This window comes from Deltaproteobacteria bacterium, assembly GCA_019912665.1.
Lineage (GTDB): Bacteria > Desulfobacterota > GWC2-55-46 > GWC2-55-46 > GWC2-55-46 > UBA5799.
Genome location: JAIOIE010000007.1, coordinates 26,298 through 39,576, shown reverse-complemented (window position 1 = coordinate 39,576; position 13,279 = coordinate 26,298). Strand labels below are relative to the sequence as shown.

13 protein-coding genes are annotated in these 13,279 nt (G+C 58.6%); 9 read left to right on the top strand and 4 right to left on the bottom strand.

Annotated features, from left to right (window positions below; genetic code table 11):
• The 3 genes from K8I01_02625 to K8I01_02615 form a co-directional block, all read right to left on the bottom strand.
• Window positions 1-596, bottom strand: a 596-nt coding sequence (locus K8I01_02625; GenBank protein ID MBZ0219320.1) for an ABC transporter permease, incomplete at its 3' end; no start/stop codon positions are given.
• Entirely contained in the window at window positions 580-1,278 is a 699-nt protein-coding gene (locus K8I01_02620) for an ABC transporter ATP-binding protein (GenBank protein ID MBZ0219319.1), read from the bottom strand. The genes K8I01_02625 and K8I01_02620, both read right to left, overlap by 17 nt.
• Complete coding sequence (locus K8I01_02615; GenBank protein ID MBZ0219318.1) at window positions 1,278-2,486, bottom strand: efflux RND transporter periplasmic adaptor subunit; 1,209 nt, start codon at window positions 2,484-2,486, stop codon at window positions 1,278-1,280. Before K8I01_02615 ends, K8I01_02620 begins: the two co-directional genes overlap by 1 nt.
• A 200-nt stretch (window positions 2,487-2,686) precedes the next feature.
• Between K8I01_02615 and K8I01_02610 the strand changes: the two genes are divergently transcribed.
• The gene (locus K8I01_02610; GenBank protein ID MBZ0219317.1) at window positions 2,687-4,933 is read left to right on the top strand and encodes a PAS domain S-box protein; all 2,247 of its coding nucleotides are present in this window, start codon (window positions 2,687-2,689) and stop codon (window positions 4,931-4,933) included.
• A gap of 46 nt (window positions 4,934-4,979) precedes the next feature.
• On the opposite strand, the gene K8I01_02605 is transcribed toward K8I01_02610, so the two are convergent.
• On the bottom strand, window positions 4,980-5,597 hold the full coding sequence (locus tag K8I01_02605; GenBank protein MBZ0219316.1) for a hypothetical protein: 618 nt from the start codon (window positions 5,595-5,597) through the stop codon (window positions 4,980-4,982).
• Window positions 5,598-5,797: 200 nt separating this feature from the next.
• Here K8I01_02605 and K8I01_02600 point away from each other — a divergent pair, with 200 nt between their 5' ends.
• The 8 genes from K8I01_02600 (at window position 5,798) to K8I01_02565 (ending at window position 13,269) form a co-directional block, all read left to right on the top strand.
• Entirely contained in the window at window positions 5,798-6,397 is a 600-nt protein-coding gene (locus K8I01_02600; protein ID MBZ0219315.1) for a lytic transglycosylase domain-containing protein, read from the top strand.
• Between the two features lie 66 nt (window positions 6,398-6,463).
• The gene (locus K8I01_02595) at window positions 6,464-6,886 is read left to right on the top strand and encodes a hypothetical protein (protein MBZ0219314.1); all 423 of its coding nucleotides are present in this window, start codon (window positions 6,464-6,466) and stop codon (window positions 6,884-6,886) included.
• 261 nt (window positions 6,887-7,147) lie between these two features.
• Window positions 7,148-8,203, top strand: a complete 1,056-nt coding sequence (locus K8I01_02590) for an efflux RND transporter periplasmic adaptor subunit (GenBank protein MBZ0219313.1) — start codon at window positions 7,148-7,150, stop codon at window positions 8,201-8,203.
• Entirely contained in the window at window positions 8,200-9,204 is a 1,005-nt protein-coding gene (locus tag K8I01_02585) for an ATP-binding cassette domain-containing protein (GenBank protein MBZ0219312.1), read from the top strand. Before K8I01_02590 ends, K8I01_02585 begins: the two co-directional genes overlap by 4 nt.
• Before the next feature lie 4 nt (window positions 9,205-9,208).
• Window positions 9,209-10,330 carry an ABC transporter permease gene (locus K8I01_02580; protein MBZ0219311.1) on the top strand — a complete coding sequence of 374 codons (1,122 nt, stop codon included), beginning with the start codon at window positions 9,209-9,211 and terminating at the stop codon, window positions 10,328-10,330.
• Window positions 10,331-10,414: 84 nt separating this feature from the next.
• Window positions 10,415-11,593 carry an FprA family A-type flavoprotein gene (locus tag K8I01_02575; GenBank protein ID MBZ0219310.1) on the top strand — a complete coding sequence of 393 codons (1,179 nt, stop codon included), beginning with the start codon at window positions 10,415-10,417 and terminating at the stop codon, window positions 11,591-11,593.
• 50 nt (window positions 11,594-11,643) lie between these two features.
• A complete protein-coding gene (locus K8I01_02570; protein MBZ0219309.1) occupies window positions 11,644-12,063 on the top strand; it encodes a secondary thiamine-phosphate synthase enzyme YjbQ in 420 nt (139 codons plus the stop codon).
• Between the two features lie 6 nt (window positions 12,064-12,069).
• Entirely contained in the window at window positions 12,070-13,269 is a 1,200-nt protein-coding gene (locus K8I01_02565; GenBank protein MBZ0219308.1) for a NupC/NupG family nucleoside CNT transporter, read from the top strand.
• The last annotated feature ends 10 nt before the right edge of the window (window positions 13,270-13,279 follow it).

Genomic DNA, 13,279 nt, shown 5'->3' with positions numbered 1-13,279 from the left:
GAGACAGACTCAAGGGTCTCGTTCAGGTATTCCCAATGAAAAAAGAAAAGGCTCTCGTCGACGGTATCGTCCCGGCCCCTGTAAATGCCCTTGATCGTAAATTCCCAGTCTCCAGGGAAGACGGTGCCTGTCAGGGTGATGATATCGCCGGGTTCCCAGCCGAACCTTTCAGCAAGCTTCCGTCCGGCTATCGCGCCTTTCCTGTCCTTTAGATACGCGTTCTTCTCCTCGGGGTTGAGGACGAATTCAGTCGCGATATCGAGGTAGCTTTCCGCCTGCACCGCGAAGTTTGCGAAGAATTTCCGCTCGTCCCCGTACACGCCTCCGAACCAGTTGCCGTATGAGAGCTTCACTACCCCCTCGACCTGCCGTATCTTTTCGTAATAGGAAAGGGGCAGCGAAAAGGAAAGGGAGATGGCGTTACGGGTTATGAGCCTGTTCGCGGCCGAGGCCTCTACCCCGGCGTACCAGGCGTCCACGACCGTCCGGAGGAGACCGAAGGAGAGTATCGCGACCGCCATGCCGAGGATGGTGAGCATGGTGCGGAGCCTGTGGCGGAAGGCGTTTCTTATGAGCACCTTAAGGAGTACCGGCATTAAGGTAGCCCTTTTCGAGGCGTCTTACGGTGCGCGCCTTCCCGGCGGCCCTCGGGTCGTGCGTGACGAGTATGATGGTCTTACCGAATTCCTTGTTGAGCCGCTCCATAAGGTGCAGCACCTCTTCCGCGGATTCCATGTCCAGGTCGCCGGTAGGCTCGTCGGCGACGAGTATGGTAGGGTCCGTGACCATTGCCCTCGATATGGCGACCCTCTGCTGCTCCCCGCCAGATAATTCGCCGGGGTAATGGTCCAGGCGCTCCGAAAGGCCCACGAGCCCAAGGAGCGTCCCGGCCCTCTCTCGCCGCTCTTTTCGCGGCATGTCTTTCAGTAGGAGCGGAAGCTCGACGTTTTCGATGGCGGTAAGGACCGGCATGAGGTTATAGAACTGGAATATGAAGCCAACGTGGTCCGAGCGCCAGGAGGCGAGCTCGGCCTCGGTAAGGTAGGTGGTCTCTATGCCGCCTATCTCGATTGTGCCGCTGTCGGGCCGGTCTATTCCGGCTATGAGGTTAAGGAGGGTGCTCTTTCCCGAGCCCGAAGGGCCCATGAGCGCCATGAAGCCGGCCTTTTCAATATCGAGATTAATATCGCGGAGCACGGGTATCACGCGGCTGCCCCGCGTGTAAGACTTGTTTATCCCTCGTATGCTCACAAGCGCGCTTTCCATTATTCCTGCCATTATTCCTGTATGATCTCTATCCTCGAGCCGTCCTGCAGATCCTCGGAAGGCGAGAGGACAATTCTTGTCCCGGGCTCCACCCCGGATACCTCCACGGCCTCTCCTATCTTTTCCCCTGTACTTACCTCCTTTTTCCTCGCCCTTCCGCCCTCGATGAGGAAAACAAAATCGCGTCCCTCCTCCGAGACGACCGACTGTCCGGGCACTGTCGGGCGCGGCTCGTTTTCTTCAGGGGCAGGGGCCCTTGACAGGAAGGCCACTTTAGCGCTCATCTCCGGGAGCACCATTTCCGTGCCGTCCAGGAACCTGACCTTGACCATGACAGAGGCCTTGGTCCTGTCGGCTGTCGGCACGATCATGTGTACGGTCCCTCTCTTCCTTTCGTCAGGTAATGAATCGAGCTGAATTTCACACGGCATCCCCGCGTATACTTTCCCAATATTCGCTTCCGAGATGTCAGCCTCGACATAGAGCGTATCCATGTCCGCGACCGTCACTACAGCCGCCTTGGCATCGGCCGCCGCGCCGATCGGGGTGACGATGTCGCCTATGTCTGCGTTCTTGGTGAGAACGACCCCGCTGAACGGGGCCCTTATTTCGGTAAAGCCGAGCGAGGCGCTGGCGCCCCGCTCTGTCGCTTCGGCGGCCTTGACACCGGCCCTGGCCGCCTCGAAAGAGGCCTCCGCCTTCTTAAGCCGGGCATCGGCGGCCTCGAAGACGCTCCGTGCAATGAACTCCATCTCCATAAGCTCCTTTTTCCTACGGAAGTCGTTCCTTGCGTCCTCGAACTCGGCCCTTGCCGCCTCCATATTGTCCCTGGAGGCCCTGAGAGAAGCCCTGGCCTCGTCGAGCGCGGCCTCAAGGTCGGAGCTTTCGAGGCGCGCGACGATCTGCCCCTTTTTGACCGCGCTCCCTTCCTCGACCCCGAGCCAGACGAGCCTGCCGGTTATTTTCGAGGAGAGCGCGGCTTTCCGTTCGGCGGCGACATAGCCGCTCGCGTTAAGTACCGTGAGGCCCTCTGAGGGGTATGTAATGGAGACCTCCGCCGCCCTTACCGATATCTCGCTCAGGGCGCGGAATATTAAATAGGCGGCGAGAAAGAGGAGCATAAGGGCGGCCCCCCAGTAAAAAGGCCTCCTGCTCCGTCTTCGGTAACCCCTTTTCCCGATAGTCTTGTCTATCCTGATTTTCGATATGTCTTCTGGCATTTTTACCTATTTGCGATTATAGCCGAAGTCCGGGAGGGCTGCGCCGCCCGCCTTTAAGCGGATGACAGGGTGGTTACGGTTGTGATATAATTCCAGTGCCGGATGGGAATGCTTCCTGCCCGGGTATGGCGCCGCCCAGGGTGTGTAAATGTTTGAACCTGTGGCGCCCATCCTTTTCAAAAGCCATCAGGAGAAGCCGTATGGCACAGGAATTCCTCAAGTTTTACGAGCGGTTCATCTCTCCTTCCCCAGACCATATCTCGATAGTCGGCAGGAATTACGAATACCTGATTGTAAGTTACGCATACCTGAAAGCCCATGGAAAGAAGAGGGAGGAGATCGTCGGCCGCAAGGTCCCCGAGCTCCTGGGTGAGACCGTATTCAAAAATTTCGTAAAAGACTACCTGGACCGCTGTTTTGCCGGAGAGGTCGTAAATTACAGGGCATGGTTCACCTTTCGGGAGGCCGGCCGCAGGTTCATGAACGTCACCTACTATCCTTATCTTGATTACGACGGGGCAATAGCAGGGGCGGTCGTAATGGCCAGGGACATAACCGATTACAGGATGGCCGAGGAGCGGCTCCGGGTCTCGGAGGAGAAATACAGGCACCTCTTCGAGAACTTAAATGACGCCGCCTTCCTGGCCGACATGGAGACAGGCTTTCTTGTCGATGCCAATAAGGAAGCCGAGGTCCTTACCGGCTGGACGAGGGAAGAGCTTCTCGGCATGCACCAGTCGAGGCTCCATCCCGCTGAAAAGGCCGATGAATACAGGCGCAAGTTCGCCGCCCACTCGGCGAAAGGCAGGGCCGCGGACTACGACGGGGAGGTCATAAGGAAGGACGGTTCCATAGTACAGGTCCAGATAAGCGCGGCCCCGCTCTCATTCGGCGAGGGCGGACGCATACTCGGCATTTTCAAGGACATAACCGAGAGGGTCGAGTACGAGCGGGCCCTTATCGACAGCAAGAACCGCACGGAGAGCCTTATTAAGGCCATGCACGACGGCTTCAGCATGTTCGACGGCGAACGGAGGTTCGTGGACGGGAATCCGGCTTTTTTCGAGATGCTCGGCTATAAGAAAGAGGAGCTTGCCGGGAGAAAGGCCCCGATGCCTTACTGGCCCGAGGAGGAGATAACCAGGATAGAGGCGGCCTTTTCGGATATGAAAGCCGGGAAGGATGGCGATTATGAGTTCGTTTTCAGGAGGAAGGACGGAAGCCTGTTTCCCGTCATCATAAGCCCTTTCTTAATAAGGGACCCGGAGGGCAATATCCTAAACTACTGCGCTACGGTCAAGGACATCACATTGAGGAAAGGGCTTGAGGCCGAGTTCATAAAGGCGCAGAAGCTCGAATCCCTCGGCAGGCTAGCGGGCGGCATAGCGCACGATTTCAATAACCTGCTCACAGGGATAATCGGCAACGTCTCGCTCGCGCTTTTCTACGGGGCCGACGAGAAGGTTTCGGGGCGGCTCAGGGAGGCGGAGAAGGCCTGTAATGAGGCCAAGCGGCTGGTGCGCCAGTTCCTTACGTTCGCAAAGGGAGGGGCCCCGGTAAAGAGCATACTGTACCTTGAAAACGTAATAGCCGACTGGTGTTCGTTCGTTACCGCTGGATCCAAATCGAAATGCGAGTTTTCGATTGAGCCCGGCCTCCTGCCGGTCGAGGCGGACGAGGGAATGCTCTCCCAGGCCCTTCAGAATATAATCGTCAACGCCGATGAGGCAATGCCATCCGGGGGCTTGATAAAAGTGAGCGCGTTCAATGCCTCTTCCGCCAGGGGCCGTCCGGTCGGCTCGCCGCATGTGTGCATACGCGTGGAAGATAGCGGCGGAGGGATACCGGAGTCGGACCTTGAAAAGGTCTTCGACCCGTATTATACCACCAAGGAAGAGGGGAGCGGGCTCGGCCTTGCCGCGGCCTATTCGGTCGTAAAGAATCACGGCGGGTTCATAGAGGTGGAGTCCACACCCGGAAAGGGTTCGGTCTTCTCCGTCTATCTCCCGGCGTCAGCCGACGCGTGCGCGCTGAGGGACCAATGCCTGCCGGCTTCGCATAATGGCAGGGTATTGGTCATGGACGACGACGAGACCATAAGGGAAGCCCTGGGGGAGATGCTGAAGAGCATGGAATGCGAGGTGGAATTAACAAAGGACGGGGCCGAGGCGGTTGCTCTTTTCGATGAGGCCAGGTCAGAGGGCAGGGGCTTCGACCTCGTCATAATGGACCTTACCATCCCTGCGGGCATGGGCGGGAAGGAAGCCGTCCGCCGCGTCCTCGAAATAGACCCCGCCGCGAAGGTGATAGTCTCAAGCGGCTACTCCGACGACCCGGTCATGTCGGATTACGGCAAGTTCGGCTTCTCCGGCGTCATCTCGAAGCCGTACAAGGCCCGGGAAATGATGGCGCTCGTGGGACGGTTTCTGAACGGCGGGGCGCACTGATTATGCTGATGGCTAGGTGGCTTGACCGCCGCATCAGCGCACCTTTTTAAAAAGCGAAGTCCGTATCGCCCGTCTCGTCAGGCCTTTCCAGCCTGAATTGCAGGCCGCGCGCATACCGGTGCATTTTCCCCTCCATATGGTCGCGGATTATCGCGGCGAAACTCTCTCTTGCGGCCTCAATGGTAATGCTCTCAGTTATGATTTCATGCGCGAGGTTCAGGGCGACATAGTTCATGGCCTCGCTCCGGCAGCGAGCCGATAGGGTCCCCCGCGTGCGCTCGGCGACCACACTCCCGTTAAATACGGCGAGGTCGTTGTGCCTGCCCGGAGGGACCTCATAGGCCACGACCTGCTCGAGCACGTCCTCGTGGGGCACCGGGAAATTATGAGGCGCCCCATTTTTTCTGATTATTATCTCAAGCCATTCGCCCCTATTTCTCCAATAAACGACCTCCCCTGTAATGCCGTCAGGGGCCCCGTACTTCCCGATCATCTCCATTGCAGCTTCCCTTGACGCGTCGGGCCAGCGGGAGACAGTATCCATAGCGGTTTTCACGCTGAAGGAATACCGCGGCTCCGCTGCCCCGATACGGCTTATCTCCGCCTCCACAGCCGCAGAGGCCAGGAGGGCGGCCAAAACGGCCGATATGGTCCATTTGCCCATTCAATACCTCCGTCCGGTCACAACAAAAGGATAGCAGGAAGGCCTGACGGCGCAAGCCCTCCTGTACTGTCCTTGTGCAGAAACGGAAAACCCCGGCTATACTTTATGAGCCGAATGAAACCCGCTTTTTGAGGCATGGTGCGCGGCTCGCTGCATGGAAGAGTCTTTTTAGCTCTGCTTCTAGAAAGGAGGATTGGCCGATGGAGCTAAGGGGAGAGGGTATCATCCGAAGGAGGCACTCAGGCAAATATACCTCTTTCTTTTTCTGTCTCGCCGTTTTTTTGCCGTTCTGGCTTGTGGCTAACGCGGCCTTTTTCGGGAACGGAGGACGCGCGCCGTTTGATGAGGCGTTTGCAGGGCTATATAGCCCCCAAGGGCAATTTGAGGCGGACCGGGCGTACTGGCAGGGCTTGATTGCGGCAATGAACCCGTCCCTTACCGAAAGGGAGGCAAGCGAGATAGGGAGGGCGGTGCTCCGCTACAGCAGCCGGTACGGGCTTGAGCCCGGCCTTGTCGCCGCGATAATCAAGGTCGAGTCCAGCGCCAACCCCTTTGCGGTGAGCAGCAAGGGGGCGCAGGGGCTAATGCAGGTGATGCCGTTCTGGAAAAGGGAGCTCGGGGTCCACGGCACGCTCTTCGACATAGACAATAACATAAACGTCGGGTGCCGGATACTTGCCGAGAACATAAGGCGCTGGGGCTTCGAGGAGGGCATAGCACGGTATTACAGGGGGAACCTCCCGGTAAGCGGCGAAAAGTACATTGTAAAGGTCAAAGCCGCGCTGGGCGGCTTCAGCTAGTTTTTTCATTGCCACCTGAACGTCCGGTGTTATATCATGAAAGGATTAAAAGCATAGGAGTGGCGAATGAAATTGGCGATCCAGGTCGGCGAGCCGCGGGGTTTCGACTCGGGCGACGGGACAAACAGGTTTACCGTAACGGTTGTGGATGGATTGAGCGGCTCAAGGGAGGTAGAAGCGATGCCCAGGGCCGCTGACATGATAGCAGGCGCGAAGACGGTCGAGATCCTGACCGAGCACTGGTTCGTGGCAGGCTGCCAGCCGATAAAATCAGGCGAGTCCGTCTTCAAGAGCCTCCTTTTCGTGCCGAGATACAAGACCAAGAGGCCGCCGCTTGAGATGCTCGCGGACGGCGAGCGCATGGTCTTCAACGCCGTCTGGAGGCAGGACGGCCAGGACTGGGACGAGGCATCGGTCAAGGCCGCGCAGGAGGGCGGCATAGAGATCGGCGGCATGATCGTGGCAAACGCCGAGAAGGTAAAAGAATAAAGGAGAGGGGTCCAGCTCTTCGAAAAAGCTCCGATCAGTTCATCCATATTCAAGGGAAAGCGGCTTCACCGCCGGTTTTTTTATGCATGCCGGCGAATACTTTCCTTTTATCGTCCTCCCTTAAACCTACACAGCTCTTTTCCCTTTCCTGCCGGTCCCGGAGGATTCCTGTTCCTTTGCCGCCGTCTTCTCCATGCTTTGGCGCGTGGTAATATCAGGCTTATTCTGTTAAGCTTACAGAAAAATCAGGGAGTTATGTAAATGGCTGTAAAGGGACTCAAGCCCCTGGCGATATTTGTAGCGGTCCTCGCCGCCGTTCTAGCCGCGTATTTCTTTTATCTGAGACCCCAGGCGCCTCCGGGGTTCATTGAAACGGCAGGGGTGGCTGAAGCGACCGAAGTCGAGCTTGTGCCTAAAATACCAGGGCGCATCGACCGGCTCTGCTGCAGGGAGGGAGAGCGGATAGAGAAGGATGCGGAAGCGGTGAGGCTCGATGAAAGGGAGCTTTCGGCAAGGGTGGAGGAAGGCAGGGCCGCCGCAGCCGCGGAGAGGGAGGCCATAGAAGAGGCCAGGGCCGCGCTCGAGAACGCGCGAGTCGAGAGGGAGGCTGCTGCGCATGAGGTCGAGGCGCTCCGGGCCGAAGCCGAGGCCGCAAGCGCGCGATTCGAGGAGGCGAGGGAGAACTTCGAAAGGACCGAGGGGCTTTTTAACGAAGGCTTCGTCTCCAAGAGGGACCTGGACGCCGCGAGGGCCGCATACGATTCGAGCCGGGCCCTCCTTGAGAGCGCAAGGTCGAGGCATAGGAGCGCGGAGGCGAACCTTCGGAACGCGGCGGTGCGCATAAGGGCCGCGGAGAGCAGGATAGCAGCTTCCAGGGCGAGGCTCGGCCAGGCCGAGGCAGAGGTGCGGGCGCTTGAAGCGCGCCTTGAAGACGCGGTGATAGTTTCGCCCATAAGCGGGATAATATCGTACAAGGCTTTCGAGGCAGGGGAATACGTGAACCCAGGCGAGGTGATATATACGATTTTCGATCCGGATGATATCTGGGCCAGGGTGGATATACCCGAGACAGGCATACAGGAGATAACGGTCGGCAGCAGGGCAGAGGTAACACCCATAGGCGGCGAAAGGACCTTTGCGGGCGAGGTAGTCGAAATAGGCCAGCTCGGAGGTTTCGCGACCCAGAGGGACGTGACCAGGGGACGCCTCGATATAAAGACCTTCAGGGTCAGGATAGCACTGGGCGATACAGGCGGTTTGCTCAAGCCGGGCATGACCGTCGTCGCCAGGATTTATTTCGACGGGGCGGATAGATGAGCGCCGCAGTAGAGACAAGGGACCTTTCAAAGAGCTACGGGGAAGTCAAGGCTCTCGACAGCGTGAGCCTCACGATACCGGAGGGAGACTTCTTCGGCCTTCTCGGCCCGAACGGCGCGGGGAAGACTACCCTTATACGGATACTCACCACCCTCATAAGGCCCACTTCCGGCTCGGCCAGGGTCATGGGCAAGGACGTGGTCCATGAGCCTTCGGCGGTAAGGGGGGAGACAGGTGTCGTGCCGCAGGCCATGACGAGCGACCTCGACCTTACCGGCTACGAGACGATGGACATATACGCCCGGTTCTACGGTATACCTAAAGCCGAGCGGAAGGAAAGGGCGGATGAGCTCCTGTCCATGGTCGGCTTGCGGGAGAGGGCAGGCGACCTCGTTGCGACCTATTCGGGCGGCATGAGGCGGAGGCTCGAGATAGCGAGGGGGCTTGTCCACAGGCCTTCCATACTCATACTCGATGAGCCGACGATCGGGCTCGACCCGCAGTCCAGGCACGTGGTCTGGGAGCTCCTTAATGCCTTCAGGAAGGCGGACAGGCTCACCATACTCCTTACGACCCACTACATGGAAGAGGCGGAGACGCTTTGCGACCACGTTGCCATAATCGACTACGGGAAGATCGTCGCGCTCGATACCGTGCCGGGTCTTAAGCAGGCCATCCCACAGAAGGACAGGGTCGAGCTTGCGGTGACCGGGGTGGACATGGAAAAGGCGGCCGAGCGCGTGAAGGCGATCCCCGGCGCGGCATCAGCGGATTATAGCGGAGAGAGCATCATCCTTTCATCGGACAAGGGCGCTGAGATAATCCCCGAGGCCGTGGACGCGCTTAAGGCCATGGGCGGCAGGGTTTCGAGGGTTACGCTGAAGGAGCAGACCCTTGAGGACGTCTTCATCCACTACACCGGAAGGCCCATCCGGGAGGAGGAAGCAAAAAAGGTGAGTATCCTCCTCGGCGCGGGCATCCCGTCCAAGTGGGGGAGGTAAGGTCTTGAGCCGGTTCATCGCGATATTCGAAAGGGACTTGAGGAAGTTCATAAGAAACCCGCTCGTCGTGGCCATGAGCCTCCTTATGCCCATAATCTATCTACTGGTCCTAGGCCATTCCTTCCAGGGCGAGCTCAAGCGCCTGCCCCTCGCGGTTGTCGACCAGGACAACGGGCCCCGGGCCGAGAGCGTCATGGACATGCTGCGCTCGATAGAGGCAGGGCCTGCGACCATCGAGATGAGAATGGTCCCGGACCAGGGCGAGGCCATGCGGGGGCTGAGGGAAGGGGACTATAAGGGAGTGCTGGTGATACCCCCGGACTTTACGAGGAAGTCCATAAGAGGGTCCGGGCCAGAGCTCGGCCTCTACCTAGATAATACCGAGGCGATATCCGCCAATGCCATACGCGCGGCCATATCCGCCGCCCTCCCTTCACTTGGAGAAGAGTTCATCCCCATACGTGAGGAGAGGTCGCGCGCCGTGCTCCGGGACATGGAGCTATACAGGAAGGTCGACTACGACCAGTCGCTCCTCCCGGGAGTCGTCATAATGGCCATATTCCTCGGCGCTATGACTACCGGCGCGTTCAACATGGTCATGGACAAGTTCCTCGGCATCGAGGAGAGCTATTTCCTCACGCCGCTTACCAAGAGGGACATCGTCATGGGCCTTATCGCGAGCGGGCTTCTCATAACGACCATACTCGCCCTGCTGGTCCTCTTCCTCGGGTCGCTTATCTCGGGCATCTATCTCTGGCGCATGCTGTCGCCGGGCTCGCTATTTCTCCTCATGTCCGTCATAGTCCTATCGACGCTCGGGCTCCAGGGGCTGATGTTCATGATAATGGGCCGGATAAACCACCCGAGGATAGTCGGCGTGCTCGGCGGCTTTCTTAACGTCATACTCTTTTTCCCGAGCGGCGCCATATACCCGGTCGAGAGCTTCCCGGGGTGGCTCCGGGCCTTCGCGATGGTGAACCCCGAGACCTACTCGGTCCACGCTATCCGGGCGCTCCTTTTCAAAGGCGCGGGGCTCGCCGCAGTGCAGTACGACATAATCTTCCTTGCCGTGTTCGCGGCCGTATCCATCTCGTCCGGCCTCTTGATCTTCAAGCGGGCGCTTTAGCCCGGTGCGTTGAAAAAAACCAGCCCCTGTGATATGTATCCCAAAGACCGGAACTGTACCGGAACCGTAACTGAAGGAGGACCGATGGAACCCAGGAAGATAACCGAAGGGGTCTTTTGGGCCGGGGCTGTCGACAGGGACCGGCGGCTCTTCGACTCACTCATACCGCTCCCGGACGGAACGAGCTATAACGCCTATATAGTTACCGGCACAGAAAAGACAGCCCTCCTCGACACGGTCGACCCCTCGAAGACTCACGAGCTCATGGCCAGGCTCGAAAAAATCGGGAAGATAGATTACATAGTCGCGCATCATGCGGAGCAGGACCACTCCGGCGCCCTGCCTGCCGTGCTCGATAAATATAAGGATGCGGTTGTGGTCGCGAGCCCCAAGGGCAGGGACCTCCTCATCGACCACCTCCACATACCCGAAGGCCGCGTGAAGACCGTAGCGGACGGCGAGAAGCTCTCCCTTGGCGGTAAGACGCTCGAGTTCATATACACGCCCTGGGTGCACTGGCCCGAGACCATATCGACTTACCTCGAAGAAGACGGCATACTCTTCAGCTGCGACCTTTTCGGCTCGCACCTCTCATTCTCAGGCATATATATCGGAGACGAAGAGAAGGTCTGCGAGGCCTCGAAGAGGTACTTTTCCGAGGTCATGATGCCCTTCAGGCCGACCATAAAGAAGCATCTTGAGCGTTTTGTGAAATACGACATAAAGACCATAGCCCCGAGCCACGGCCCTGTGTATAAAGACCCCCGGTGCATCATGGCTTCGCACGCGGAATGGGTCTCGGACAAGGTGAGGAACAGCGCTGTCATCGCCTTCGCTACCATGCACGGCTCCACCGAGGAGCTTGCGGAGGCGCTCTCCGAGGCCCTCTGGAGAAAGGGCGTGGAGGTCGAGGTCTTTAACCTCGCGCACGCGGACCTTGGGAAGCTCGCCATCGCGCTCGTGGATGCGGCTACAATCGTCATCGGCTCCCCGACTGTCCTCGGCGGCGCGCACCCGCTCGCGGTCTCTGCCGCTTTCCTCGTTAACGCGCTACGGCCCAAGCTCAGGTTCGCCACCATCATCGGCTCGTTCGGCTGGGCCGGCAGGATGCCCGAACAGATAACCTCGCATATAGGGAACCTCAAGGCCGAGATGCTTGCCCCGGTGCTCGTAAAGGGCAAGCCCAGGGCAGCGGATTTCGACGAGATAGAAAGGCTTGCCGGGGAAATAGCCGCGAAACACAAGGAGGCAGGGCTGTTTTAGGTATTCGGTTTTAAAGTTTTGACCATTCTTTTCTACGGGAGGGGGCGCGGATGAAATCATACAGGAAAGAGCTTTATTTCAATATCCCGGAGAGGGTCGGCTTCGTGAATATCACCCCGAAAGTCGAGGAGTGCCTCAAGGAGAGCGGCGTAAGCGAAGGCCTCGTGCTCGTGAATTCCATGCACATCACCTCGTCCGTATTCATAAACGACGACGAAAGCGGATTGCATAATGATTTCAGGAAGTGGCTTGAGAAGCTCGCCCCGCACGAGCCCGTCTCCGGCTACAGGCACAACGACACGGGCGAGGACAATGCTGACGCTCATCTCAAGAGGACGGTAATGGGCCGCGAGGTCGTGGTCGCCGTAACTGGCGGCAGGCTTGACTTCGGCACCTGGGAACAGATATTCTACGGCGAGTTCGACGGCAGGCGGAGAAAAAGGGTGCTTGTAAAGATAATCGGGGAGTAGCCGCGTTTGGAGAAGCTTCTTGGCCTTGCAGGGCTTTTTGTATTCCTTCTGATAGCTTGGGGCTTGAGCAGTTCACGCAAGTCGATAAGCTGGAGGCTCGTCGTCTGGGGCGTGGGGCTTCAGGCCCTTTTTGCCGTCCTCATACTCAAGACCGGGCCGGGCCTTTTGGTATTCGACTTCGCCCGGATAGTAATGACGAGCGTCCTCGACTTCACGGACATCGGCTCGCGCTTCCTATTCGGGAGCCTCACAACCGACCTCAACATCGGAGCGGTCCTCGCCTTCAAGGTGCTCCCGGTCATAATCTTCGTATCCTCCCTCATGGGCATACTCTATTACCTGAGGGTCATCCAGCTCATAGTCGCGGGCATGGCCTGGGTCATGGAGCGGACCATGAAGGCCTCCGGCATAGAGGCGTTCATGGCCTCGGTTTTCGTTTTCATGGGCATAGAGGCTGTCTCAGGGGCAAGGGAATACTTCCGGCGCATGTCCGCTTCGGAAGTGTTCGCGGTCATGACCGCCTTCATGTCCACGATAGCCGGGAGCGTCATGGCGGTCTACGCGAGCTTCGGCGCAAGCGCGGGGCATCTTCTCGCCGCGTCGGTAATGAGCGCGCCCGCTGCCCTGGTAATGGCGAAACTCATGCTGCCGGAGATGGAAAAGGGCGGGGCGGAGGTCGAAGGGAATGCCGTTCTTTTCCGGAGCGGGAACTCGAACATAATAGAAGCCGCCGCAAACGGAGCATCCGAAGGGGTGAAGCTTGCCGCCACCATCGGGGCCATGCTCCTGGCCTTCGTGGCCCTCATCGGCATGGCCAACCACTTCCTCGGCCTCGCCGGGACGTCGTTCGAGGAGATTTCGGGCTATGTGTTTACGCCCTTCGCCTTCTTGATGGGCGTGCCGTTGGAGGACTGCTTCAAGGTGGGGGAGCTTCTCGGCATAAAGATAGTCTTCAATGAATTCATCTCCTATCAGCGGATGCAGGGGATGATAGAGGCCGGGGCTCTACAGCCGCGCTCGATCGCGATTGCAACCTACGCGCTATGCAGCTTCGCGAACTTCGGGTCGATAGCCATCCTCATCGGCGGCATAGGGTCGATAGCGCCGGAGAGGAAAAAGGAGATAGCGCGCTTGAGCTTCAAGGCCCTCGCCGCCGGTGTGCTCGCGAGCTTTACGACCGCGACGATAGCGGGGATGCTGCTGTGAGATAATTAGC

Bases quoted from the DNA above. Each gene is read 5' to 3' on its own strand.
- K8I01_02605 (MBZ0219316.1), bottom strand. From the start codon at position 5,597: ATGGGCAAATGGACCATATCGGCCGTTTTGGCCGCCCTCCTGGCCTCT.
- K8I01_02610 (MBZ0219317.1), top strand. From the start codon at position 2,687: ATGGCACAGGAATTCCTCAAGTTTTACGAGCGGTTCATCTCTCCTTCC.
- K8I01_02615 (MBZ0219318.1), bottom strand. From the start codon at position 2,486: ATGCCAGAAGACATATCGAAAATCAGGATAGACAAGACTATCGGGAAA.
- K8I01_02570 (MBZ0219309.1), top strand. From the start codon at position 11,644: ATGAAATCATACAGGAAAGAGCTTTATTTCAATATCCCGGAGAGGGTC.
- K8I01_02590 (MBZ0219313.1), top strand. From the start codon at position 7,148: ATGGCTGTAAAGGGACTCAAGCCCCTGGCGATATTTGTAGCGGTCCTC.
- K8I01_02595 (MBZ0219314.1), top strand. From the start codon at position 6,464: ATGAAATTGGCGATCCAGGTCGGCGAGCCGCGGGGTTTCGACTCGGGC.
- K8I01_02575 (MBZ0219310.1), top strand. From the start codon at position 10,415: ATGGAACCCAGGAAGATAACCGAAGGGGTCTTTTGGGCCGGGGCTGTC.
- K8I01_02600 (MBZ0219315.1), top strand. From the start codon at position 5,798: ATGGAGCTAAGGGGAGAGGGTATCATCCGAAGGAGGCACTCAGGCAAA.
- K8I01_02620 (MBZ0219319.1), bottom strand. From the start codon at position 1,278: ATGGCAGGAATAATGGAAAGCGCGCTTGTGAGCATACGAGGGATAAAC.
- K8I01_02585 (MBZ0219312.1), top strand. From the start codon at position 8,200: ATGAGCGCCGCAGTAGAGACAAGGGACCTTTCAAAGAGCTACGGGGAA.